Raw genomic sequence first — 24326 nt, forward strand, 5'->3', positions numbered from 1 at the left:
TCCGGCGCATCTGCTCCGGCGTCAACATCAGCAAATCACTCAAGGCGGCACCTCCTGCCACCTTGAATCACCCAACAGAGATCAACTCAACAAATTAATGGGTCCTGACCCTAGCCGAAACGGTTCGACGTGGAGCACGCAACTCACGCCGGTCGTCCGCCAGGAACCAAAATTGCTGATGCCCAAGTATGAGGCCCGGACAACCAGGTTCGCTACCATTCAAAGCAACGACTTTAATATCGGTTTACCTGAATCTGCTAGCAGCAATGACGCCGGTTTTTCGTCGGTCAAGCAAAGGGTTCACCTTGCCGCAGCAATTCAGCATTCCGTTCGGTCACCCGGGCGATCGCAACTGGCCGAGGTTCCACGGCTTCATGGGCGTCGAATTGGAACGCGCGCCCGATGTTCTCGTGCCTCGTGTCGCCTTGGCCCGGAAGCTCGGTGGGTGGAACTTTGGTGGCGGGAGCCGGGCTTGAGCGTCATTCGCGCCTTGCAAGGCGCCGATCTCCCAGCAGTCGCGAACATGTTTCAACGCGTGCTGCTGAAGGAAAGGACCGAAGCGCCGGCCTCTCTCGTGGAATACATGAAACGGTTTTATCTGGATGCGCCCGGTTGCGGAGATAGCCTCCGGTCGCTTGTCCACGTCAACGACGCCGGTCGTGTCTCCGGGTTTGTCGGTGTTCATGTGTTGCCGATGACGTTCAACGGCCGTCAAGTACGCGCCGCCATCTGTAGCTCGCTCATGGTCGAGGACCATGAGCACGACCCGCTGGCCGGCGCCCGCTTGCTGAAAGCTTACCTGGATGGTCCGCAGGACATCTCCTTCAGCGAGACGGCCAACGATATCTCGGTGAAATTGTGGACCCGGCTGCGCGGCGTGGTCCTGCCGCAATACAGCCTCGACTGGGTGCGTGTGATGCGGCCAGCGACCTTCATGCTCAGCCTTTCCGCCAATCGCATGGAGCTTGCCCGAGTGCTCAATCCGTTGGCGCGTGCCGTCGACCGATTCTATTGCAGGAGGATGACGTCCAGCGAACGACGCTGGTCGGGTGTGGCGGCGGACGGGGCAGGTCACGGGGGATTTCGCATGTCCGAAATCGACAGCCACACATTTGCCAAGCTAATCGAGCCGTTTATCGCGCGTTTCGCGCTACGCCCGGAATGGACGGAAGACCAACTCAACCACATCCTGACCGATGCCGCACAAAAGCCGGATCTAGGCGAGCTTGTCTACGTTTGCGTGACGTCGCCAGTCGGCACCAATGTCGGCGCTTTCGCCTATTACGCACGGAAGTATGAAATTGGCCGCGTGCTGCAGATCCTCGCCCTGCCCGGCCAGGCGGGCTCCGTGATAGACTGCCTGATCGATCATGCCGCCGCGCGCGGCGTCAGCGGCCTGCGCGGACGTGTTCAACCTGCACTTCTAGAGGCGATGCTTGGACGACGGATCGCTTTCCTGACCGTTGCTTCAACGGTGGTGCATTCACGTGATCCAGAGCTGTTGGACGCCATGAAGAACTCGCAAGTTTTCCTGAACGGGCTTGCGGGCGAGCAATGGAGCCGGCTGATCGGCACCCGTTTCAGCTAGAGCGGGATGCATGCAAATCGAACCGTGCACACCGCTCTACCTGTTTGTCAGGTGCCGATTTCCTCGACGACATCAACGAGTTGCGGACGCTGGTGCAGATAACGCGTCGCCCTGCGTTTGGCGATGATATCGGCCCAGACGCTTTCCACTTGTGTGGCGGCCAACCCCGCCGCCTGCCCCACTACCTCAGCCGCCACGCCGTTGTTGAGACCGTAAAGGCACAGATCCATGCGGTCATAAGGAAGCGAGAAGTAAAACTCCTCCTGGGTCTGCGCCAGCGAGTAGGTATCGGTGGTCGGAGGCCGGTTAAGGATTTCCTCCGGAACACCGAGATGGGCCGCAAGCGCATAGACCTGCGTTTTATAGAGATGGGCGATCGGCTTGACGTCCGCGGCGCCGTCACCGTTCTTCACGAAGAAACCCTGATCGTATTCCAGCCGGTTCGGTGTTCCAAGAACGGCGAAATTCAGGCGGTCGGCGTGATAGTATTCAATCTGCTTGCGGGTGCGTTGTTTCATATTGGTAGCGGCGACGACGCCGAGATACACAGGCAGCGGCATTCTCAGTTTCGTCTGCTTGCCGTCCGGATCCTGCACCACCAGGGATGAGATGTTGTAACCCCCGCCCTCGAGCGCGTTCGCGATGACGATCTTCGAGGCCCAGCCTTCGCCGTATTCCGGGACCACTTCGCGGATGAAGGCGTCGCGACGCTTGTAGCAGCCCATTGCGCGCAGGATCGGCCCGATATCCTCCGTCACAGCCTCGACACCGAAAGTTTCGGCGACGAGGCGGCCGAGCCGCAGGCTTTCAGGATCGGAATCGCTTTCCGGCATGAACAGGCAAAGCACATTCTTGGGCCCGACGGCTCGTGCCGCCAACGCGACCGACACGCTCGAATCGATCCCGCCCGAAAGACCGAGCACAAGGCCCCGCTTGCGAAGCCCGCGCAACTGCTGGCGCAAGGCCGTTACGATACGGTCCGTTTCGGTGATCAGGTCGATTGCCAGAGCCTGCGCCAGAAAGGTCCGCGCATCCTCGGTCGGGCGAACATTCATTGCGCGGCCTCCATGGTTTCTGCCGCAAGCCGACGGCTGACCTTGCCGGTATCGGTCTTCGGCAGTTCCCGGCGGAACTCGATGACCTTGGGGACCATGAAGTCCTCAAGGTGGCGTGCACAGTGACGGATTATATCCTTTTCGCTAAGCGCCGGGTCGGACCGTACGATAACTGCGCCGATCGCATGCCCGAGCACGGGATCCGGGACACCGACAACCACCGCTTCCGCGATGCCCGGATGAGCGTGAAGCACGGCTTCCACTTCCTTGGGCGCCACCTTCTCCCCCCGCGACTTTATGATGTCGTCCTTGCGGCCGACGAAATAAAGAAAGCCTTCCTCATCGGCCCTGAACAGATCGCCGGTGTAGAGAACCTTCTCCCAAGGGTTCGGACCCGGGCGCAGGGCTCGTGCCGTCGCAGCTTCGTTTCGCCAATAACCCTGCATGACGTGCGGCCCGCGAACGATCAGCTCGCCTGCTACGCCCGGCGGCACCCGTTGCCCGTGGTCGTCGACGACAAAGGCTTCGGTGTTCGGAATGGCTATTCCGACCGAGCCCGGCCGGCGGTCGACCTCCTCGGGCGGCAGATAGGTGCAGCGCTTGCATTCCGTCAGGCCATACATCGAATAGAGCCTGACACCGGGGAAAAGGAAGCGAAGGCGTTCTATGTGAGAGGGCGGCAAGGCAGCCGCCGTGTTGGAAATATAGCGAAGGCTGGGCAGGAAGCCCGGCGCCAGGTCACGCATCTGCAGGATCATCGCTGCCATCGTGGGCACGAGCGGAAGCCCGGTCACTCGTTCCTGGCGGATGCGTTCAAAGACCGCCTGGGGAAAAGCGAAGGACTTCTCGAGCACGAGCGTGGCGCCGAGCCTGACGGCCATCAGCAACTGATAGAGGCCGTAGTCGAAGGCGAGCGGCAGAACATTCAAGATGATGTCGTCGGGCGAGTTGCGCAGATAGGTGGTGATGGAGTCGGCCGCCGCGTCGCAATTGCGGTGCGTCATCATCACACCCTTGGGCCGGCCGGTCGAGCCCGAGGTGTAGATCAACATCGCAAGATCGACGTCAATGCCGCGATGGTCAATCTCCCCGGCTTGAAACGTCAAGCAATCCGCCAGGGATGTGGCTCCTGCCGGGCATTGGTTATCGGCAGCAACGGTGGAAGCCACGAAGATACCGGTCTTGCCGGAGTATTCGGACGCCTCGGTGACCACGGGCATCAGTCTTGCTTGCGTGAGAATCCCGGCCGCATCGCAATCGGTGATGATGTAGGCCAGCTTTTCGGCCTTGGTGGATGCGTTGATCGGACTGAAAGTCGCGCCTGCTTTAAGAACCGCGAAAATCGAAACCGCAGCCTCCCAGCAATTGTCCATGAAGATCAGCACCCGGTCGTCGCGCCTGACGCCATTCATGAAAAGGGCGGCGGCCAGGCGGCTCGAGAGATCGTCCAGCTCTTCGTAGCACAGCCTTTTGTGCTCGGTGATCAATGCCGTTTTGGCTGGATGGGCAGCGGCTTTCGCCGTCAGAAAATGTTCGATCCGCACGGACGCTCCTCGCCGATGGCGCCTACGCTGCCAGCGCTTCTGCTTTTGCCTTGATGAAGGCTGAGATGCGGTCAATCGAATCCAGATTGGCCGGTACGATGTCGGCATCGACCATCGCTATGCCGAAATCATCCTCTATGAATGCCACGAGCTCCAACACGGCCGTCGAATCGATGATGCCGTTCTCGATCAGTGATGCGGAGTCCGCAAGCTCGTAGGACGTGTCGCCGAACAAGAAGTTGTCGACGATAAAGGTTTTGACCTTGTCTTTGATTGCTACCATGATTTTTCATTCCCTCGATTTCTCAGGCCGCTCGTGCTGCACCGACCTTTTCGCCGGTGAAAATCTTCTGCCACAGCTGCGTCGACAAAATGCCGACGAAAGCCGCATTGTCGCGGAATCCGGACGCGGGCTGCAAGCGGCATTTCTCGTGCAGGTTCGCCACCGCCTTGGCGTTGAATAGTCCTCCGGCGGCGATGCTCGCCTCGCTCAGCGAGTCGCGTACGTAGTCCAGTTCTCCGGGTCCAACGAAGGAGCGGGCTTCCGGCGCCCGGTAAGGCTGTTTGGTGCGCTCGCTGATGGCCGTCGGAAGCAGGTGCTTGGCAACTTTGCGCAGTATGTGTTTTTCCACCAGTCCCTTGAGCTTCATCTCCTGCGGGAGTCTTGCCGCAAACTCCACCAAGCGATGGTCAAGGAAGGGGAAACGCCCTTCGATACCGTGCGCCATGGCCATGCGATCGCCCTGGCTGGAGAGGATGTAGCCCGGCAGGAGAAAGCGGGTTTCGAGATATTGCGCTTGATGCAGCGGATGCCACCGGGAAAACGCCTCAGGCAACCGGCCGGCCAGTTCCTCGGCTGCGTCGTAGCCCTTCAATGTCGCACGCAGGTCACCGGAGAAAAACATCTTGGCCGCTGATGTGGTCTTGAAACGCGGCCGATGCGAGAACAGCGGATCGTCCAGGGCTGCGCTGCCGGTGCCGAAGAACGCGGCCAGGTACTCTACGGACTGCTGCTGCAGACCTGGCAGATAGGGATAAAGCTTCCGGAACAGCTGTGGTCTTATGCGCGATGCCGGCTGTCGTCCGCAGAAACGGCGAACCCGCGCTTCCTTGAAGACATCATAGCCGGCAAAGACTTCGTCGGCGCCTTCGCCTGTCAGCACCACTTTCAAACCGGCCTGGCGAACGAGGCCGGACAGTTGATAGAGGGGGGCCGGGGCGGTGCGGATGATCGGCCGCTCGGTAAAGCGGATGACTTCGGGAAACACGCCGGCGATATCACCGGCACGACAGGCTATGGTTCGATGGCGCGTGCCAAGTGCTGACGCCATTTCGGTCTGGAAGGCGCTTTCGTCATGCTCGGCGCTGTCGAACGTTACGGAAAATGTCTGCAGCTTAAGAGGAGTCATACCGGCCGCGAGTGCCGAAACGAGGGATGAATCGAGCCCGCCCGAAAGGTAAGAACCGACCGGCACGTCGGCGCGCATGCGAAGCCTCACCGCGTCAGTCAATAGGGCCTGCAGTTCTTCGGCAGCGTTGTCCTCATTGGTGATCTTCGATGGCGTATCTCGATGAGGATAGTCCAGATGCCAGTATGGTTTGACCGTCACTTGCCCCTCTGTCGCGATCATCACGCTTGCCGGCTCCAGCTCGTGGATATCGCGGAAAGCCGTGCGTGGAGCGATCGGCGCCCACAGCGTAAAGATCTGGTCGAGTGCAATCGGATCGATTTCGGCAGAGATGCCGGGTACCTTCAGCAGGGCTTTTATCTCGGACGCAAAGTAGAGCACGCCGTCCTTGCTGGTGTAGAACAGCGGCCTAACACCCATGCGGTCTCTTGCAAGCACCATCCGCCGCCGCCGGTTATCCCAAATCGCGAAGGCGAAATCACCGTTCAGGAGCGGCAGGCAGTCTTCGCCCATCTCATCATACAGCTGCAGGAGAACCTCGGTGTCGCTCGACGTGCGGAAGCGTCGGCCTTTGGCCAACAGCCCTTCGCGCAATTCCACGTAATTGAAAATCTCGCCGTTGAACGCAATCGTCAAACTGCCGGTTTCGTCGGACATCGGCTGCTGGCCATCACCAATCCCGATCACCGACAGCCGCGCATGCCCAAGTCCAGCCTCGGGCGCTACGAATTTGCCTTGTTCATCCGGTCCGCGATGGGCGATCGCGGACGTCATGCGCGCAAGCAAAGCTTCCGCATCCCGGACTGAACCGAAATAGCCCCCGAATCCGCACATCCACACAGCTCATATTGAACAGCAAGCCACGAAACATAGCGGTCATAAGCGCCTCAAAGGTTAATCGGATACCTTTCAGCGAGCATGTGGTTAACAGGATGTTAGGACAAAATGATGCTTTTGCGGACCGACTTGTGCCCACTGCAGGTGTCCCGCTTGAAGGCATCACGGCGAGTGGTGCAAATCACTGCTTCGAGTACGGCCGGTACCAGTCGACAAACTTCTTCAGCCCGTCCTCTATCGAAACGCTAGGCCTGAAGCCGAAATCCCGCTCCAGCGCGGTCATGTCGGCGTAAGTCTTCTCGACGTCGCTCGCCTGCATCGGCTCGTTGTGGCGGATTGCCTTGACCTCGAGCAGCCTTTCCAGAATGTCGATGAAGTCGCCGAGGCGCACCGGCCGGTTGTTGCCGACATTGTAAAGCCTGTTCGGCGGAACGTCAGCTGACGGCGGCTTGTCGAGCACGGCGACGACCGCCTTGACTACATCGTCTATGTAGGTGAAATCGCGCCACATTTCGCCATTGTTGAAAACCCGGATCGGTTTGCCCTCGAGCATCGCCCGGGTGAACATCCAATAGGCCATGTCGGGGCGGCCCCAGGGACCATAGACCGTGAAAAACCGCAGGCCGGTCTGCGGTATGCCGAACAGATGGGCGTAGGTGTGGCTCATCAACTCATCGGTTTTCTTGGTGGCGGCGTAGAGCGAAACGGGCTTGTCGACCTGATCGGCTTCGCTGAACGGCACGCTGCGGTTGCCGCCATACACCGAGCTCGACGAGGCATAGACCAGATGCTCGAATGCCGGTTCGGCGCGACAGAATTCGAGCACTTCGAGGTGGCCCATGACATTGGAGCGGACATAGAGCCGCGGATTGTCGAGTGAGTGGCGCACACCGGCCTGCGCGGCGAGATGCACGATCCTGACGATGCCTTGCCCGGCCAGAGCAGCCGCAAGCGCGCCCTGTTCGGCAATATCGAGCTGGTGGAACGAAAAATCCTTGCGGGGCAGAAGGCGGGCAAGCCGCCCCTTTTTGAGCGCCAGGTCGTAATAGTCGTTCATGTTGTCGACGCCGACGACCGCTTCTCCCCGGTCGAGCAGATGATGGCAAACGTGACTGCCAATGAACCCCGCGGCTCCGGTGACAAGTATAGGCAACAAGCTTCTCCACGTGCACAGCCTGACGGGTATCTGGAGCGGCAGATCCAGCCCATTTCGTCGTGCTATAGTCGAAAGCCGAGGTGGAGACCACCACTAAGCTGATGCGTCAGCTTGCCTCGCGCATGGCTTCGGCCGCCTGCAGGTCAACCGACACCAGTTGGCTGACGCCTTGCTCGGCCATGGTTACCCCGAACAGCCGGTCCATGCGCGCCATCGTGATCGGGTTGTGTGTGATGATGACGAAGCGCGTTTCGGTGGTTGCGGCCATTTGGTCCATCAGATTGCAGAAGCGTTCGACATTGTGGTCGTCGAGCGGCGCGTCGACTTCGTCGAGCACGCAGATCGGCGCCGGGTTGGTCAGGAACACGGCGAAGATCAGCGACATCGCCGTCAACGCCTGCTCGCCGCCGGACAGCAACGTCATCGTCTGCGGCTTCTTGCCGGGCGGTCGCGCCAGGATCTCGAGCCCGGCTTCGAGCGGATCGTCGGACTCGATCAGTTGCAGCTCGGCGGTGCCGCCGCCGAACAGATGCGAAAACAGCCGTTGAAAATGGCCGTTGACCACCTCGAAGGCAGCGAGCAGCCGCTCGCGGCCTTCACGGTTCAGGCTGTGGATCGCCTGCCGCAGCTTACGGATCGCCTCGATGATGTCGTCGCGCTCGGAGACGATGGTCTCCAGCCGGTCCGACAGTTCCTTCTGCTCTTCCTCGGCGCGCAAATTGACGGCGCCCAGCCGTTCGCGCTCGACCTTCAGCCGGTCGAGCTGACGCTCGATCTCGGCCATTTCGGGCATCGGGCTGTCGGGTTCGAGGCCGGTGTGGCGGATCACCAGATGCGGCGGCGTGTTCAGCGTTTCCTGGATGCGCGCTTCGACTTCCAGCCGACGCTCGTCGGCGGCGGTCAGCCGCTCTTCGGCGCGAACACGCGTTTCGCGCGCTTCGGCGAGCGATTGGATGGCAGCGGTCGCAGCCTTGTCCAGCTCGGACTGCCGGTTCTCCGCTTCCTGCAAGCGGTCGCCGGCAGCCTTGCGCAGGCTTTCGGCCTCGGCGAGCTGCGACAGCAAGGCGCGCCGCTTGGCGTCGATCTCGTCGGGGGCGTCGGCCAGCCGCTCGCGCTCGGCCTCGGCCTCGGCCTTGCGTTCGCCGAGCGCTGTGATCTGCGTCGACGCGTTTTCGGCGCGCTCCACCCAGTTGCGCCGTTCCGCGCCGATGGCGTCGAGCCGGCGCGCACGTGCCTCGGCTTCCCGCTTCAGGCCCTCGTGAACGGCGCGCGCATCGGCAAGGGCGGCGCGGTCGCGGGCGACGTTGGCGGCCGACTGGTCGAGTTGCGACTGCAGATCGCCGAGATCGGGCGCGTCCTGCAGCAGCATTTCCGCCTCGACGAATGCTGTCGCCGTTTCCTCATGGCTGTCGACAATGCGGGCGCGCGCCTCGTCAAGTGCTGCACGCCGGCTCGACAGTTCGCCGCCGGCCTTTTCGGCCTCGGCCAGCGCATTGCGAGCGGCGTCCAGCCCGTGCTGGGCGTCGCGCCCGGCCTGTCGAGCGGAGCGTTCGGCTTCGCTCGCCTGGGCAAGCACCTGTTCGGCCCGGGCAAGAGCCTGTTCGGCGTCGCGCAGGATGCGGGTGGCATGGACGGCTTCGGCGTCGAGTTCGGCCAGCCGGTTTTTCTGCGCCAGCCGCTGCGCGGCAGCGGTCGGCGCATCGGCGCTGGCGGTAAAGCCGTCCCAGCGCCACAGCGCGCCTTCGCGGCTGACCAATCGCTGCCCGGGAGCAAGCAGCGTCTGCAGCCTTCTTCCGTCGGCGGCTTCGACAATGCCGATCTGGGCCAGCCGGCGGGCCAGCTGCGCCGGCGCGCGCACCACGCTGGCGAGGCTCTTTATGCCTTCGGGCAACGCGGCGTCGCCGGGCTGGATTTCGCTCTGGCCCCAATGCACCGGCGCGCTGCGGTCGAGCGGCACGTCGAGATCTTCGCCAAGTGCGGCACCCAGCGCCGTCTCGTAGCCGCGCTCGACGCTGATCTGCTCCAGTACCGAGGGAAACAAGTCGCCGCTCGCAGCATTGAGGATCTTGGCAAGCGTGCGGGCCTCGGTTTCGATCCGCGCCAGCTCGGCTTTTGCGTCCTGAACTGGTGGGCGGGCAGCACCTTCGCCCGCACGCGCCTCGGCGACCGCCCGTTCGGCTGCAATCGCTGCTGCCTCGGCCCCTTCGAGCAGTGCCAGCGCCTGTTCGACCAGCAGCCGCTTCTCGGCGGGATCGGGCAGGCCGGCGACCCTGGAGACAATCTCCGACAATTCGCGGTCCACATCGGCGAGCTGGCGGGCAAAGCGGTCGCGGCGCTCAGCGGCGTCGCGCAGCGTCCGTTCGATCTGGTTGCGCGAGGCGGCGGCCTCGGCCCGTTCGTCGGTCAGCGCGGCGAGCTTGGCCTCGCTCGAGGCAAGCGTCGATGCCGCCTGCTCGACAGCCGCGCGGGTGCTGGCCTCGCGCTCGGCGGCGCCGGCGTTTTCGACGTTGAGCACGGCTTCTTCGGCGGCGAGACGTTCGAGGATATCGGCATTGTCGCGGACCATGCGCTCCTCGCGGGCAAGGTCGCCATCAAGCTGTTGCAGTCGGCGGTCGAGCTCTGCCTGGCGGGCGCGGATGCGGCCTGCCTCTTCCTCGATCTGCGCCTTGGCGATCGACAGACGCTGGAAGGCTGCGGCGGCAGCGGCTTCGGCATCGCGCAGGTCCGGCAGCCGGTGGGCGTTGATGCCTTGTTCCCTGGCGGCAGCCATCTGGGCGGCGGCACGGTCGCCGACCAGCGCGGTGGCAATCGCCAGCGCCGAACGCGCTTCGCCTTCCTGCGTCTTGGCCAGCGTCCAGCGAAGATGCAGCAGCGTCGCTTCGGCCTTGCGGATGTCGGCCGACAGGTTCTTGAAGCGCGAGGCTTGGCGGGCCTGGCGTTTCAGGCTTTCGATCTGGCTTTCCAGCTCGCCGACGACGTCGTCCAGCCTTTCGAGGTTCTGTTCCGCCGCCTTCAGCCGCAGCTCGGCTTCGTGGCGCCGTGTGTGCAGGCCGGAAATTCCGGCTGCCTCTTCCAGCAGCGCGCGCCGCGCTTGCGGCTTTGCCTGGATCAGCTCGCCGATGCGGCCCTGCCCGACCATCGACGGCGAACGCGCGCCGGTCGACTGGTCGGCGAAGAGCAGCTGCACATCCTTGGCGCGGGCTTCCTTGCCGTTGATGCGGTAGAGCGAACCCGCCTCGCGTTCGATGCGGCGCGAAACCTGCAACTCGTCTGCATCATTGAAGGCCGAGGGCGCGCTACGGTCGCTGTTGTCGAGAAAAAGCGTGACTTCAGCGGTGTTGCGGGCCGGTCGTGTTCCGGAACCAGAAAAGATGACGTCGTCCATGCCGGACGCACGCATGTTCTTGTAGGAGCTTTCGCCCATAACCCAGCGCAGCGCCTCGACCAGGTTCGACTTGCCGCAGCCATTCGGCCCGACGATGCCGGTCAGGCCGCGTTCGATGACGAACTCGCCGGGTTCTACGAAGGATTTGAAGCCGAGCAGGCGAAGGCGCGAGAACTTCATTCGCGCCGGCCCATAGCCAAGTTTCGCAACACTGTTCCGGGGTTTTGCAAGGAGAACCCGCGGCAAAACAAAGAAGTGCGCACGCCGAAGCGACGCCGCTTCGGCGCTGCCGAAACGTCAGAGCAGAGGGTCGATGATGGCCGACATTTCCGCAATCGACATCGCCCCTTTGTAGGTCTTTCCGTTGATAAAAAAGGTCGGTGTGGAATCGACCTTGAATTCGTCGGCGCCGCGCTTCTGGACGGATCTCACATCGTCTAGAAGTTTCTGGTCCGTCAAGCAGGCCTCGAAGGACTCCTGTGTAAAACCGGCAAGCTTGGCGATTTGCAGCAGTGCGTCCTTGGTATTGTTCACACCAACCCAGTTGGCCTGCTGCCTGAACAGAACGTCGACCATCGGGAAATAGTTGTCCTTAGAGCAGCGCGCCAGCATGAAACCGGCCTCGGCGCTGGGATCGAACGGAAACTCGCGCAGGATGTAACGGGCCTTGCCGGTGTCGATATATTTCGTCTTCAGCTCCGGAAAAGTGGTCTCGGCGAAATGCGCGCAATGCGGGCAGGTCATCGATGCATATTCGACGATAGTGACCTTTGCATCGTCCTTGCCGAGCTGCATATCGGGCAGCGCGCCGGGCTTCAACAAGGCTGCCATATCCACCGTGCCCTGAGCTTCAGGCGCTTTGGCGGCGGCCGGAGCGGCCGGCTTCGCAGGTTCCGCCGGAGCCGCAGGTTTCACATCCTGCGCCTCGGCTTTCTCGCCCGAGTCGCTGCAGGCGGCAAGCAGGGCCGCCGCTGGTATTGCGGCCAGCGAAGTCAAAAGGTGTCTGCGGGACAAGGAACGAATCATACGAATCACCTGGCAATAGTTAGATTTTGCAATGCAAAGGCTACAAAAAGCGAGAGTTGGCGCGAATTAAGGCATTACCGCCCCTATTCCAATCGCCAAATCCGGGCATACCATCACGATAGCGCGAGATCACGGCTTCTTTTGACCAAGAATGGTGGCGCCAAGGCGCTCCAATGAGGCGCGCAGCCCGTCGTCCTCGATCAAACCGACAGTGCCCGACAGCTTCGCCTTCTCCGCCACGGTCAGCGGCCGCAAACTGGGTGTCGGCTTTTCCTTGCCCGCCATTACCGGCTTCTGCACGATCCTGATCCGGCCGATCGCATTGAAACCGAGAAACGCATTGACCCGGTTGATGATCTCGCCGGTCTCGTGCTGCAGATGCAGTGCCGCCACACCCTCGCAGGCAATTACCAGCACGGCCGGCTCGAACGGATCGTCCTCGTGCATGCGGCGCGGCCACTGGATCTTTTCCGGGCGCGAGCGGCCGGCAAGCCGCGGTCCGGCAATCTCTTCCCACGACTGGACCAGCCCGATCGACATGCCGGCCCGCTTGCGCAGCACCGGGTCGAGGATCTCGGTTGCGAGATCGCTCACCGGAACGGGATTGCCGAAGGGCCTTTTCCCTGCCATGTGCGTTCTCCAGCTTCAGCACCAGTGGATTAGGGCCGAACCTCGATCAATGGCACTGCACGACCAGACCCGCAAGGCCGTATCCGGAGACAATGGCGAGATCGCGTTCCGGCTGCTTGGCTGGTACGACGCGCATCACCGCGAGCTGCCGTGGCGCGTTCCGCCGCGTGCGCTGGCGGGCGGCGCCCAGCCCGATCCCTATCTCGTCTGGCTTTCCGAAGTGATGCTGCAGCAAACCACGGTCGAGGCGGTAAAATCCTATTTCCGGGCTTTCGTGCAGAAATGGCCAACTGTCGAGGCACTGGCGGCGGCACCGACCGAAGACGTCATGAAGGCCTGGGCCGGGCTCGGCTATTATTCCCGCGCCCGTAACCTCAAAGCCTGCGCCGATCTCGTCGCGCGGCAAGGCGGCCGCTTTCCGGACAGCGAGTCCGGCTTGAGGGAACTGCCCGGCATCGGCGCCTATACGGCGGCGGCGATCGCGGCGATCGCCTTCGACCGACCAGCCGCGGTCGTCGACGGCAATGTCGAACGGGTCGTCTCACGGCTGTATTCGATCGCCACGCCTCTGGGCGACGCCAAGGGCGAGATACGCGGCCAGGTCGAACGCATGGTTCCCCCGACAAGGCCCGGCGACTTCGCGCAGGCGATGATGGACCTGGGCGCGACGATCTGCACGCCGCGCCGGCCCCGCTGCATGCTCTGCCCCGTCAGGCAGGATTGCAGCGCCACAATCTCGGGCGGTCCCGAGCGCTTTCCGGTCCGCCTGCCCAAGGCCGAGAAACCCTTGCGCCGCGGCGCCGCCTTCGTCGCAGTCAGGGGCGACGGCGCCATCCTTTTGCGAAAGCGCGCGGATAAAGGCCTGCTGGGCGGCATGACCGAAGTGCCGACGACCGGCTGGACCGCGCGGATCGATGGCGCCACCACGGCGGCGGCAGCCCCGTTCCCCGGCGACTGGCGGCAGGCCGGACGCATCGGCCATATCTTTACCCATTTTGCGCTTGAACTCGACGTGTTCAAGGCGGAGACCGACAGCGTCGGCCCGGCCGGGCATTTCTGGTCGCTGGCCCATGAAATTTCCGGGGAGGCGCTGCCGAGCGTCATGAAAAAGGTAGTCGAAGCGGCGATACCGGGCGCGACGAAGAAGCAGCGGCCGCATTGAAAGAGAGAAGAATGTCCGAAATCCGGCACATCGTTTTCGACATCGGCAAAGTGCTGATCCACTATGATCCGAACCTGCCGTTCAGCCGCTTGATCCCCGATCCCGACGAACGGAAATGGTTCTTCGACAATGTCTGCACGCACGACTGGAACATCGAGCAGGATCGCGGCCGCAGTTGGGAAGAGGCCGAAGCGCTGGCGATCGCTCAATATCCCGACCATGCCGAAAACATCCGCAATTTCCGCCGGCACTGGCACGAGATGGTGCCTCATGCCTATGAGGACAGCGTCGCCATCATGATCGGGCTGATCGAGAGCGGCCACGACGTGACGATGCTGACCAATTTCGCGGCCGATACGCTTGCCGAGGCCCGCGAGCGGTTCGATTTCCTCAGTAGGCCGCGCGGCGTGACCGTGTCGGGCGACATCCGCCAGATCAAGCCGGATCGCGCCATCTACGATCACCACGTCGCCGCGTTCGGCCTCGATCCGGCAGCCACGCTGTTCATCGACGACAGCCAGAAGAATGTCGACGGTGCCAAGGCGGCCGGTTGGCAGGCTGTGCTGTTCACCGATGCAAAGACGCTCAGGGCGGACCTTGAGCGCCTTGGGATCAAAGTGTGATTTGAATCGCTTCCAGAGGTTGGGTGAGCCTTCGCATAACCGATCTGTCGCAGCTTGGAGCCTCAGGCCCCTGCCCGCTCCATGCCCAGGCGGGCAATGCGGCGAAGCTCGTCGATTGGGGTCAGGCCGCCGCTGCGCTCATAATGCCAGAAGGTCCATCCGTTGCAGGCGTCCAGCCCCTGCACGTGTGCGCCGATCTTGTGGATCGACCCGGCACTGTCGCCGATCGCCAGCGTGCCATCGGCACGCACTTTTGCCGCCCAGCGCTTCTTGGCGTCGTAGAGCGTGGCGCCGGGCGCCACCAAGCCATTGTCGAGAAGCGTGACGAATGCGACGCGCGGCTCAGCCCGCTTGCCGGTCAGCACCGTCAAATTGGCGCCTTCCAGCGGCCGGACCGCATCGATACGTTCCATGGCGGCATCGATATAGGCCTGCTCACGCTCGATGCCGACGAAGTGGCGGCCAAGCCGCTTGGCCACAGCCCCGGTGGTACCTGAACCGAAGAAGGGGTCGAGCACGATGTCGCCCGGCCTGGTCGATGCCGTCATGACGCGGGCAAGCAACGCTTCCGGCTTCTGCGTCGGATGCAATTTGTCACCATTGTCGTTCTTCAGACGCTCGCCGCCGGTGCAGATCGGAAATAGCCAGTCGGAACGCATCTGAATGTCGTCATTCGACGCCTTCAGCGCCTCGTAGTTGAATGTGTAACCCTTGCCCTTTTGGTCGCGCGATGCCCAGATCATCGTCTCATGCGCGTTCTGGAAACGGCGGCCACGGAAATTGGGCATTGGATTGGTCTTGCGCCAGACGACGTCGTTGAGGATCCAGAAGCCCAGGTCCTGCATCTTGGCGCCGACCCTGAAAATATTGTGGTAGGAGCCGATGACCCAGATCGTGCCGTTGGGCTTCAACACGCGGCGCGCCGCTAGCAGCCAGGCGCGGGTGAAGGCGTCGTAGGCCTCAAAACTGTCGAACTGGTCCCAATGGTCGTCGACGGCATCGACCTTGGATTGGTCGGGCCGGTGCAGATCGCCATCGAGCTGCAGATTGTAAGGCGGATCGGCAAAGATCACGTCGATCGACTTTTCCGGCAGCCGTTCGAGCGCGGCGACGCAGTCGCCTTTCAGGATCGTATCCAGCCACTCGGATTGCTGGGGAGCATCGGAAAGGTCGTCGAGAAGACGCACGGCAGACATTGTGACACCCAAGGCACGCGTTACTGTTTACTGTCCGTTATGGTTACCGATCAGCGTAAATATTCAGTGAAGCAGCACGCCGAATTTGCGAAGCCGGGCCTGTTGGTGTATGCCGCGCCGCCTGAGCCGTTTTGACCAAAGGCCCTCTCGGCATTCCCCTCATCCCGCTTCCCGGATCGCCATGCCCCAGCCAGATCTTGTCATCTTCGATTGCGACGGCGTGCTCGTCGATTCCGAAATCATCGCCGCGCGTATCGATGCCGAGCTTTTGACCTCGGCTGGCTACGAGATATCGGCCGAGGAGATCTCCGAGGTCTATGCCGGGCTGACGTTCAAGGACATCATGATGCGGGTCGAGGAAAAGTCCCGGATCCCGTTCCAGGCCTCCCTGATCGACAAGGAGGAAAAGCTTGTCGATCGTAGGCTGCGCAGCGACGTGCGTGCCATTGACGGAGCGCACGAAGCTGTCGCCGCGGTAGCAGTGCCGCGCTGCGTCTGTTCGAATTCGCGTTCTGAGCGGATCGAATTCATGCTGGAGAAGGTGCAGCTTTTGCCGTTCTTTGCCGGCCGGATCTTTTCCTCGCTGGAAACCCCGACCGGGAAAACCAAGCCGGCGCCGGACGTGTTTCGGTTCGCCGCGGAAAAGCTCAAGGCCGATCCGGCGAACACCTTTGTCATCGAGGATTCGGTGCATGGCGTCACCGGCGCCAAGACGGCGGGAATGCGCGTCATCGGCTTTACCGGCGCGGCGCACAGCTATCCCGGCCACGCCGATGCGCTGACCGAGGCCGGCGCGGAAACGGTCATCCGCCGCTGGGCGGAACTGAAAAGCGTGATCGCCGCGCTGTCGGAATGGTCGGCGGACGCGTGAGAGGCCGCCTCAGCCGCCGCGGCGCGAATGCAGCGGCTTAGTTGGTCGCGGCGGCTTTCTTCTTCCTCGGCTTGTCTGTCGCTACTTTCGGAGCGCCCTCGTCATACCCGGCATATGCCTGGTAGTCCTTCGCCGTCGGCTCCGGAACGACGACGTTGGAATCGGTGAAGACGAACTGCGTGGCACTCGAAGGATCGGTAACCTGGACCTGATAGGAGTGAAGCTGCGAATAGAGAACTTCGGTGCCGTGCATCACCGCGATGCGGATCGGCATGGTGATGGTCCCGGGGGTGAACATCGGGCCAGGCACGACCTTGCCGGCGACGGCTATCTTCATCGACAAGGAGCCGTTGGCGCGGCTGCAGTCGCGGGTCACATCGGTGATCGAAGCCTGATAGACGATCTTGGCGGAATCGTCCGGCTGATCGACGCCAGCCGCGTCCGTTGCCGGCTGCGCGGCTTCCTCGGCGGCAACATCGGTTTTTTTCTTCGGCTTCGGACCGCTCTTGGCGTAGGTATTGAAGAAAGCGGTGCCGTCACGCAACGTCACTTTCGGGCAATAGGCCTGCAGCTGGCTGGAAAGCACCTTGGGATCGGGTGGCGGTGGCGGCGTCGTGTCCTTCTTGCCGAAGCCGAGAATACCATTGTCGCTCGATTGGCAGCCTGCGGCGGCAAGCATAAAGCCGGCGAGCCCCAGACCCGCGACAAAACGACCGTTGAATGAATGAAACGCCATGAACTGCACTTCCCTCTCGCAAAGCCGGTGACGTATATCAACCGCGCGGCAAAAATGCGACTGAGCCAGCGCAGAAATCCACCACCTCGCGGCGGGCGAAAATTCCCGGCAGCAATGGAACCGTAACGATGCAATATGTGAGTACCCGCGGGGAAGCGCCCGCGCTGGGATTTTCCGACGCGGTGCTGGCCGGACTGGCGCGCGACGGCGGGCTCTACCTGCCGAGCGCCTGGCCGCATTTTTCCGCAGCCGAGATCCGCGCCATGCGCCGCCTTGCCTATCCCGATCTTGCTATCCGGGTGCTGTCGCCGTTCCTCGGCGGCGAGATCGCGGCGCCGGTGTTCGAACGGCTGGTGCGCGAAGCCTATGCGAGCTTCCGCCATGAGGCCGTCTGCCCGCTGGTGCAGACCGGGCCGAACAGCTTCGTGCTCGAGCTCTTCCATGGCCCGACGCTCGCGTTCAAGGACGTGGCGATGCAGCTTCTTGCACGGCTGATGGACTATGTGCTGGCCGAGCGCGACCAGCGCGCCACCATTGTCGGCGCCACCTCCGGCGACACCGGAGGGGCCGCCATCGATGCCTTTGCCGGGCGCAACCGCACCGACATCTTCGTGCTTTTCCCGCATGGCCGCGTCTCGCCGGTACAGCAGCGGCAGATGACGACCTCGACCGCCGCAAACGTCCATGCGTTGGCGATCGAAGGTAATTTCGATGACTGCCAGGGCCTGGTGAAGGACATGTTCAACGACCACGGTTTTCGCGACCGGGTATCGCTGTCGGGCGTCAATTCGATCAACTGGGCCCGCATCATGGCCCAGATCGTCTATTATTTCTCCTCCGCGCTGTCGCTCGGCGCGCCCGACAGACCGGTTTCCTTCACCGTGCCGACCGGCAATTTCGGCGACATCTTTGCCGGCTATGCCGCCAAGAAGATGGGGCTGCCGATCGAACGGCTGATCATCGCCACCAACGACAACGATATTCTGGCGCGCACGCTGGCGACCGGCGAATACCGCATGAAGGGGGTCTTTTCGACCACGTCGCCCTCGATGGACATCCAGGTGTCTTCGAACTTCGAACGCTTGCTGTTCGAAGCGTCCGGCCGCGATGCCTCGACCGTGCGGCGCTACATGAACGGGCTCAGGCAGTCCGGCGCCTTCACCATCGAGGCTGGCGAAATCGCCAAGATCCGCTCCGAATTCGACGCCGGCCGCGCCACCATGGACGAGGTCGCCGCCACCATCCGCACCACACTTGCGGCGAGCGGCTATCTGCTCGACCCGCATACGGCCGCGGCCATGCATGTGGCCGCCGGCAAGACTGCGGGTGAGGTGCCGATGGTGGTGCTGGGCACTGCGCACCCGGCAAAGTTTCCCGTCGCCGTCGAAGCCGCCAGCGGCGTGTCGCCTGCCCTGCCTGCATGGCTAGGCGGGTTGATGAGCGCCGAGGAAAAATACACGGTACTTCCATCCGACCTGAAAATGGTGGAAGATTATCTCGGCCGCCACACGCGGGCGGCGCGTTAGGGAGTAATTGCCATATGGGTGTTGAGGTAAGCCGTCTGTCGAACGGCCTGACAGTCGCCACCGAAACCCTTCCAAGCCTCGAATCTGTTGCCCTTGGCGCCTGGGTCAAGTCGGGCGCACGCAACGAGCGTGACGAAGAGCACGGAATGGCGCACTTGCTCGAGCACATGGCTTTCAAGGGCACCAGGCGGCGAAGCGCCTTCGAGATCGCCTCGGAAATCGAGGACGTCGGCGGCGAGATCAATGCCGCCACCAGCGTCGAGACGACCTCCTATTACGCAAGGGTTCTGAGCGACGACGTGCCGCTGGCCGTCGATATTCTTTCCGACATCCTGCAGGAATCCGAATTCGATCCGCAGGAGTTGGAGCGAGAGCAGCATGTGATTCTGCAGGAGATCGGCGCCGCGCACGATACGCCCGACGACGTCGTTTTCGATCACTTTACCGAGACCGCCTTTCGCCACCAGACTATCGGCCGCTCGATTCTCGGCACGCCGGAAACCGTCAAATCCTTCACTTCGAAGCAGTTGCACGACTTCATCGAACGACAGTACGGCGCCGAGAACATGGTGATGGTGGCGGCTGGCGATATCAAGCACGACGATTTCGTGCGGGAGGTCGAAAAGCGTCTCGGCAGCTTCCGCGGCAAGGCCGACGGCACCATCCCGCAATATGCACAGTATGTCGGCGGCGATTTTCGCGAGGACCGCGACCTGATGGACGCGCAGATCGTGCTGGGTTTCGAGGGCCGCGCCTATCACGTCCGCGATTTCTATGCCTCCCAGGTCCTGTCGATGATCCTCGGCGGCGGCATGTCGTCGCGACTTTTCCAGGAAGTCCGCGAAAAACGCGGCCTGTGCTATTCGGTCTATGCCTTCCATTGGGGTTTTTCCGACACCGGCGTCTTCGGGGTCCATGCCGCGACCGGACAAAGCGATATTGCCGAGCTGGTGCCTGTGATCATCGACGAGCTGCAAAAGGCCGGTGAAAACATCCTGCAGGAGGAGCTCGACCGGGCGCGTGCGCAATACCGCGCCGGGCTGATCATGTCGGCCGAGAGCCCGGCTAGCCGCGCCTCGCAGATCGCCAGGCAGTTGCTTCTGTTCGGCAGGCCGATCGCCAAGGAAGAGCTGATGGAGCGCCTGTCGGCGTTGACTGTCGAGCGGCTGACGGATCTGTCGTCCCGGCTTTTTTCGACCAAGCCGACGCTTACAGCTGTCGGGCCGGTGGGTACGCTCGCGCCCTATGAGGCGATCCTCGATTCGCTTTCGGGCACGCAGACCACTGCCCGTAAGCTTGCCGTCTAAGCCCATTCGAGCATCGTGTTCGCGCTCCCTTTCTTTCGCCGCGACCTGCCGGCACTGAAGGGCGAGCTGGTCACGCTGCGCGTGCCGCTGACCAACGACTATCGCGAGTGGTCGGTGCTGCGCAGTGAAAGCCGCGCCTTCCTCGAGCCGTGGGAGCCGCGATGGACGCCTGACGAGCTCGACCGTACGGCGTGGCGGCACCGTATCGGCCGCTACCGCGAGGACTACGCGCAGGGGACGGCGATCGCCTTCTTCATCTTCGAGAAAAGCAGCGGCAAGCTGGCCGGCGGTATCACCCTCGGCAATATCCGCCACGGGGTCGCCCAAAGCGGCCATATCGGCTACTGGATCGGCGAGCGCTTCAGCGGACGCGGCCTGATGACCGATGCCGTCAAGGTGGTGACGCGTTTCGCCTTCGAAACGCTGCGGTTGCACCGGATCGAAGCTGCCTGTATCCCCGATAATGCCCGGTCGATCCGCGTGCTTGAAAAAGCCGGATTCCGGCGCGAAGGACTGCTACGATCCTATCTCAGGATCAACGGCATCTGGCAGGACCATTACCTATACGCCCGAATCGCGGACGATCCGCCGGGCGTTGGAACAAAGGACTGATTTTTGACGAATTTTCTGCGCAACGGGTCGCTGCTTGCCTTTATGCTGGCGGCAATCGTCACGCTCTGCGCGGCATCGTCGGCGTTTGCGGTCGAACCGATCAAGATCGCCCGCGACGACGTGGCGCTCGACCTTTCGGGCGCCGTCGCAATCTACCGCAACCAGGGCGAGAATTTCCAGGTCTCGACGGCACCCGGCCCGGACGGCATCGTGCGGCGCATCGAGGTCGAGGCCAATGACGTGCGCTCGACCGGCGACTGGGCGGTGTTCGCGCTCGCTAACACCACCGACCAGCAGCTCGACAGGCTGATTGTAGCACCGCATTTCCGGCTGGTGAATTCCGGCCTGTTTTGGCCGGATCTCGGCTCGACCCGTATCGCTGCGATCACGCCCAGCGAAGGCTTTGCGCTCGACCGCCAGACCAGCCCCGACGCCGACGTGTTCCGGGTGACGTTGAACCCCGGAACGGTGATCACCTTCATCGCCGAGCTCGCCTCGCCCAAGCTGCCGCAGGTCTATCTGTGGGATCCTGAATCCTACAAGGACTCGGTCAATTCCTACACGCTGTTTCGTGGCATCGTCATCGGCATCGCCGGCCTGCTGGCGCTGTTCCTGACCATTCTTTTCGTCGTCAAGGGGACCTCGATGTTTCCGGCGACGGCGGCCCTTGCCTGGGCGGTGCTTGCGTATATCTGCGTCGATTTCGGCTTTCTTAACAAGATCATAGAAATATCCCCGGGCAACGAGCAGATGTGGCGCGCCGGAACGGAGGTGGCGCTTGCGGCGACCTTCGTGGTGTTCCTGTTTGCCTATCTCAACCTCAACCGGTGGCACGGCCATTTCAGCTACGGCGCGCTGGTCTGGATTCTCGGGCTGGTGCTGATCGCCGGCGTCGCCATCATCGATCCGGCGGTTGCCGCCGGCATTGCCAGGCTGTCCTTCGCCGCCACCGCACTGACCGGGCTCGGCCTGATCATCTTCCTCGGTATCCGCGGTTACGACCGCGCCATCATGCTCGTGCCCAGTTGGGTGATGGTTCTGCTGTGGCTATGCGGATCGTGGATGGCGATCACCGGCATGCTGGACAACGATATCGCCCAGCCGGCGCTGGGCGGCGGGCTGATCCTCATCATCCTGCTGATCGGCTTCACGGTGATGCAGCACGCTTTTGCTGGCGGCGCCCTGCATCAGGGCCTGTTCTCCGATCTCGAGCGGCAGGCGCTGGCGGTTGCCGGATCGGGCGATACTGTGTGGGACTGGGACGTGCTGCGCGACCGGGTCGTCACTCGTCCCGACGTCAGCATTCAGCTCGGCCTTGCTCCCAACAGTCTCGGCGGTCCCGCCCGCAACTGGCTGCCGGTGCTGCATGCCGACGACCGCGACACGTTTCGCACGACGCTCGACGTGGTGCTCGAGCACCGGCGTGGCCGGGTGTCGCAAAACTTCCGCCTGCGCGGCGCCGACGGGCACTATCACTGGTTTTCGCTGCGCGCCCGGCCGGTGATCGGCTCGGACGGCGAGGTCATCCGCTGCGTCGGCACCATGGTCGATGTGACGGAGCAGAAGAAGTCCGAGGAACGGCTGCTGCACGACGCCGTGCACGACAATCTGACCGGCTTGCCCAACCGCGAGCTGTTCATGAACCGGCTGGAGGCGATCATTTCGATCGCCCGCACCGAAGAGAAGGTGCGCCCGACCGTCTTCGTCATCGACATCGATCGCTTCAAGCAGGTCAATGACGGGCTCGGCATCTCGGCCGGCGATACCATCCTTTTGACCATAGCGCGGCGGCTGCACCGGCTGCTCAAGCCGAAGGATTCGCTGTCGCGCTTTGCCGGCGACCAGTTCGCGCTGATGCTTTTGTCGGAGCAGGATCCGGCTCGCATCGCGGCCATTGCCGATGCCATCAAGCACGCCATCAACAACCCGATCACCTTCGCCAAGCGCGAGATCGTGCTGACCGCCTCGATCGGGCTGATCACCTGGACGTCCACGCAGACCTCGGCCGAGGACATGGTCAAGGATGCCGAGCTTGCCATGCATCAGGCCAAGCGCTTCGGCGGCGACAGGATCGAGCCGTTCCGGCCCGCCTTCCGCACCGTCGGCACCGACCGGCTGCAGTTCGAGTCCGACCTGCGCCGCGCCATCGAGCGACGCGAATTCACGCTCGCCTACCAGCCGATCGTGCGGCTGGAGGACGGCAGCGTTGCCGGCTTCGAAGCGTTGCTGCGCTGGGACCATCCGCGGCGCGGCATGATCCCGCCGGCGGATTTCATTCCGGTTGCCGAAAACTGCGGCCTGATCGTGCAGCTTGGGCTGTTCGCCATGCAGCAGGCTGCCGAAGACCTGGCCGGATGGCAAAAGCAGATCGGCGATGCGCCGTTGTCGGTCTCGGTCAATCTGTCCAGCCGTCAGCTCATCCGTCGCGACCTGGTCAGCGACGTCCGCTCGGTGATCGCGCGAGCCAACCTGAAACCGCGCTGCTTCCGGCTCGAACTCACCGAATCGCTGGTGATGGACAATCCCGAGCAGACCGCCCATGTGCTGACCAAGCTGAAGCAGCTTGGGATCGGCCTGTCGCTGGATGATTTCGGCACCGGCTACTCATCGCTGGCCTATCTGACGCGCTTTCCGTTCGACACGATCAAGATCGACAAGAGCTTCGTCGACGACGCGACGCCGAAACGCGCGGTGCTGCTCAAATCGATGGTCAACATGGCGCATGAGCTCGGCCTGTCGGTCGTTGCCGAAGGCATTTCGGACGAAGGCGATGCGCTGGAGCTACGGCAGATGGGCTGCGAATACGTGCAGAGCTTCATGTTCGGCGCGCCGATGCCCGGCGACCAGGTGCTGAAGACGCTGAAGGAACAGTATCCGCTCACTCAAGCGTGACAAGTTTCGGGGACGTGATGAGGCTCAGGCGTGACCGGCAGCCAGGCTGAGATGCGCCAGATCGATGCCGATCGAGGCAAGGATCCGGTCGTATTTGCGGTCGATGTCGGCGTCGAACAGAAGCTCGGCACTTGCCGGGCAAGTCAGCCATCCATTCTCGGCGATCTCGTTTTCAAGCTGGCCCGCGCCCCAGCCGGCATAGCCGAGCGCCATCAGCGCCCGCCGGGGTCCGCGGCCGGAGGAGATGGCGCGCAATATGTCGACGGTCGCGGTCAGGCAGACGTCGTCGGAAACGGCGAGCGAGGATTCCACCCGGTAGTCGCCCGAATGCAGGACGAAGCCGCGGCTGCGATCCACCGGTCCGCCATTGCGCACGACAAAGTCGCGCGCCGGCGCCGGCAGACGGATCGCCTCCATCTCATTCATGATGCCAAGTTGCACGAGCAGGTCCGGAAACAGCATCTGCTGCGTCTGGTTGATGATCAGCCCCATCGCGCCTTCGTCGCTGTGCGCGCAAATGTAGATGACAGAGCGCGTGAAGCGGTCGTCCTTCATGCCGGGCATGGCGATCAGGAACTGGTCGTCGAGAAAGCCGGGTCCTGTGGCCGTCCTTTTATGGCGCAACAAATCCATGGCCACAGCGTAACGCGTTTCCGAAGCCTCGAAAAGATGGGCGGCGCTCGATTTGATCAGGCTCGTAAATCGAAGGTCACGCAAATATGATGCCGGCCGCGTCATGAAATCATTGTGCGGCCATCAACGGACGATCAA

At 62.6% G+C, this 24326-nt stretch carries 19 protein-coding genes; 8 read left to right on the plus strand and 11 right to left on the minus strand.

Annotation, left to right across the window (positions count from 1 at the left end; translation table 11 throughout):
* Positions 1–472: 472 nt before the first annotated feature.
* Positions 473–1588: a hypothetical protein gene (locus NKH80_RS04295; protein ID WP_352505197.1), complete on the plus strand. Its 1116-nt coding sequence runs from the start codon at positions 473–475 to the stop codon at positions 1586–1588.
* A 47-nt stretch (positions 1589–1635) separates the two neighbouring features.
* Here the strand turns inward: NKH80_RS04295 and nadE are convergent, their stop codons facing one another.
* The 8 genes from nadE to NKH80_RS04335 all read right to left on the minus strand — a co-directional run bounded on the left by nadE (position 1636) and on the right by NKH80_RS04335 (position 12630).
* The gene (gene nadE / locus NKH80_RS04300; RefSeq protein ID WP_352505198.1) at positions 1636–2643 is read right to left on the minus strand and encodes an NAD(+) synthase; all 1008 of its coding nucleotides are present in this window, start codon (positions 2641–2643) and stop codon (positions 1636–1638) included.
* A complete protein-coding gene (locus NKH80_RS04305; protein ID WP_352820485.1) occupies positions 2640–4187 on the minus strand; it encodes a class I adenylate-forming enzyme family protein in 1548 nt (515 codons plus the stop codon). The genes nadE and NKH80_RS04305 overlap by 4 nt, the downstream gene beginning before the upstream one ends.
* A 22-nt stretch (positions 4188–4209) precedes the next feature.
* Positions 4210–4473 (minus strand): acyl carrier protein, encoded by a 264-nt coding sequence (locus tag NKH80_RS04310; protein WP_254818658.1) that lies wholly within the window; start codon positions 4471–4473, stop codon positions 4210–4212.
* A gap of 19 nt (positions 4474–4492) precedes the next feature.
* Positions 4493–6430: an asparagine synthase (glutamine-hydrolyzing) gene (gene asnB, locus NKH80_RS04315; RefSeq protein ID WP_352820558.1), complete on the minus strand. Its 1938-nt coding sequence runs from the start codon at positions 6428–6430 to the stop codon at positions 4493–4495.
* 184 nt (positions 6431–6614) lie between these two features.
* A complete protein-coding gene (locus NKH80_RS04320; RefSeq protein WP_352701592.1) occupies positions 6615–7586 on the minus strand; it encodes an NAD-dependent epimerase/dehydratase family protein in 972 nt (323 codons plus the stop codon).
* 109 nt (positions 7587–7695) lie between these two features.
* Positions 7696–11154 carry a chromosome segregation protein SMC gene (gene smc / locus NKH80_RS04325; protein WP_352989877.1) on the minus strand — a complete coding sequence of 1153 codons (3459 nt, stop codon included), beginning with the start codon at positions 11152–11154 and terminating at the stop codon, positions 7696–7698.
* A 117-nt stretch (positions 11155–11271) separates the two neighbouring features.
* Positions 11272–12000 (minus strand): DsbA family protein, encoded by a 729-nt coding sequence (locus tag NKH80_RS04330; protein ID WP_352688951.1) that lies wholly within the window; start codon positions 11998–12000, stop codon positions 11272–11274.
* Between the two features lie 129 nt (positions 12001–12129).
* Positions 12130–12630: a DUF721 domain-containing protein gene (locus tag NKH80_RS04335; RefSeq protein WP_352807613.1), complete on the minus strand. Its 501-nt coding sequence runs from the start codon at positions 12628–12630 to the stop codon at positions 12130–12132.
* A 49-nt stretch (positions 12631–12679) separates the two neighbouring features.
* On the opposite strand from NKH80_RS04335, the gene mutY reads away from it, so the two are divergent.
* Both mutY and NKH80_RS04345 read left to right on the plus strand, forming a co-directional pair.
* On the plus strand, positions 12680–13792 hold the full coding sequence (mutY, locus tag NKH80_RS04340) for an A/G-specific adenine glycosylase (RefSeq protein ID WP_352989880.1): 1113 nt from the start codon (positions 12680–12682) through the stop codon (positions 13790–13792).
* Between the two features lie 11 nt (positions 13793–13803).
* On the plus strand, positions 13804–14415 hold the full coding sequence (locus tag NKH80_RS04345) for an HAD family hydrolase (RefSeq protein ID WP_352989883.1): 612 nt from the start codon (positions 13804–13806) through the stop codon (positions 14413–14415).
* A gap of 62 nt (positions 14416–14477) precedes the next feature.
* Here the strand turns inward: NKH80_RS04345 and NKH80_RS04350 are convergent, their stop codons facing one another.
* Positions 14478–15611 carry a site-specific DNA-methyltransferase gene (locus NKH80_RS04350; protein WP_352476683.1) on the minus strand — a complete coding sequence of 378 codons (1134 nt, stop codon included), beginning with the start codon at positions 15609–15611 and terminating at the stop codon, positions 14478–14480.
* A 181-nt stretch (positions 15612–15792) separates the two neighbouring features.
* Between NKH80_RS04350 and NKH80_RS04355 the strand changes: the two genes are divergently transcribed.
* Positions 15793–16482 carry an HAD family hydrolase gene (locus NKH80_RS04355; RefSeq protein ID WP_352989886.1) on the plus strand — a complete coding sequence of 230 codons (690 nt, stop codon included), beginning with the start codon at positions 15793–15795 and terminating at the stop codon, positions 16480–16482.
* A gap of 37 nt (positions 16483–16519) precedes the next feature.
* Here the strand turns inward: NKH80_RS04355 and NKH80_RS04360 are convergent, their stop codons facing one another.
* Positions 16520–17218 carry a hypothetical protein gene (locus NKH80_RS04360; protein ID WP_352505206.1) on the minus strand — a complete coding sequence of 233 codons (699 nt, stop codon included), beginning with the start codon at positions 17216–17218 and terminating at the stop codon, positions 16520–16522.
* 128 nt (positions 17219–17346) lie between these two features.
* Between NKH80_RS04360 and thrC the strand changes: the two genes are divergently transcribed.
* From thrC to NKH80_RS04380, 4 genes are read left to right on the plus strand one after another with little or no spacing between them, the layout of a single operon-like run.
* On the plus strand, positions 17347–18744 hold the full coding sequence (gene thrC, locus NKH80_RS04365; RefSeq protein ID WP_352989889.1) for a threonine synthase: 1398 nt from the start codon (positions 17347–17349) through the stop codon (positions 18742–18744).
* Between the two features lie 14 nt (positions 18745–18758).
* Complete coding sequence (locus NKH80_RS04370) at positions 18759–20051, plus strand: M16 family metallopeptidase (RefSeq protein ID WP_292657506.1); 1293 nt, start codon at positions 18759–18761, stop codon at positions 20049–20051.
* 15 nt (positions 20052–20066) lie between these two features.
* A complete protein-coding gene (locus tag NKH80_RS04375) occupies positions 20067–20663 on the plus strand; it encodes a GNAT family N-acetyltransferase (RefSeq protein WP_254818464.1) in 597 nt (198 codons plus the stop codon).
* Positions 20664–20666: 3 nt separating this feature from the next.
* On the plus strand, positions 20667–23555 hold the full coding sequence (locus NKH80_RS04380) for an EAL domain-containing protein (RefSeq protein ID WP_352989892.1): 2889 nt from the start codon (positions 20667–20669) through the stop codon (positions 23553–23555).
* Positions 23556–23579: 24 nt separating this feature from the next.
* On the opposite strand, the gene NKH80_RS04385 is transcribed toward NKH80_RS04380, so the two are convergent.
* Positions 23580–24188, minus strand: a complete 609-nt coding sequence (locus NKH80_RS04385; protein WP_254818656.1) for a YqgE/AlgH family protein — start codon at positions 24186–24188, stop codon at positions 23580–23582.
* Positions 24189–24326 lie beyond the last annotated feature (138 nt).

It is taken from the genome of Mesorhizobium sp. M0904 (genome assembly GCF_040319475.1).
Classification (GTDB): Bacteria; Pseudomonadota; Alphaproteobacteria; order Rhizobiales; family Rhizobiaceae; genus Mesorhizobium.

Excerpts from the sequence above, each read along its gene's own strand:
- nadE (WP_352505198.1), bottom strand. The coding sequence starts at position 2,643 with ATGAATGTTCGCCCGACCGAGGATGCGCGGACCTTTCTGGCGCAGGCT.
- asnB (WP_352820558.1), bottom strand. The coding sequence starts at position 6,430 with ATGTGCGGATTCGGGGGCTATTTCGGTTCAGTCCGGGATGCGGAAGCT.
- smc (WP_352989877.1), bottom strand. The coding sequence starts at position 11,154 with ATGAAGTTCTCGCGCCTTCGCCTGCTCGGCTTCAAATCCTTCGTAGAA.
- NKH80_RS04330 (WP_352688951.1), bottom strand. The coding sequence starts at position 12,000 with ATGATTCGTTCCTTGTCCCGCAGACACCTTTTGACTTCGCTGGCCGCA.
- NKH80_RS04335 (WP_352807613.1), bottom strand. The coding sequence starts at position 12,630 with ATGGCAGGGAAAAGGCCCTTCGGCAATCCCGTTCCGGTGAGCGATCTC.
- mutY (WP_352989880.1), top strand. The coding sequence starts at position 12,680 with ATGGCACTGCACGACCAGACCCGCAAGGCCGTATCCGGAGACAATGGC.
- NKH80_RS04345 (WP_352989883.1), top strand. The coding sequence starts at position 13,804 with ATGTCCGAAATCCGGCACATCGTTTTCGACATCGGCAAAGTGCTGATC.
- NKH80_RS04350 (WP_352476683.1), bottom strand. The coding sequence starts at position 15,611 with ATGTCTGCCGTGCGTCTTCTCGACGACCTTTCCGATGCTCCCCAGCAA.
- NKH80_RS04355 (WP_352989886.1), top strand. The coding sequence starts at position 15,793 with ATGCCCCAGCCAGATCTTGTCATCTTCGATTGCGACGGCGTGCTCGTC.
- NKH80_RS04360 (WP_352505206.1), bottom strand. The coding sequence starts at position 17,218 with ATGGCGTTTCATTCATTCAACGGTCGTTTTGTCGCGGGTCTGGGGCTC.
- thrC (WP_352989889.1), top strand. The coding sequence starts at position 17,347 with ATGCAATATGTGAGTACCCGCGGGGAAGCGCCCGCGCTGGGATTTTCC.
- NKH80_RS04370 (WP_292657506.1), top strand. The coding sequence starts at position 18,759 with ATGGGTGTTGAGGTAAGCCGTCTGTCGAACGGCCTGACAGTCGCCACC.
- NKH80_RS04385 (WP_254818656.1), bottom strand. The coding sequence starts at position 24,188 with ATGGATTTGTTGCGCCATAAAAGGACGGCCACAGGACCCGGCTTTCTC.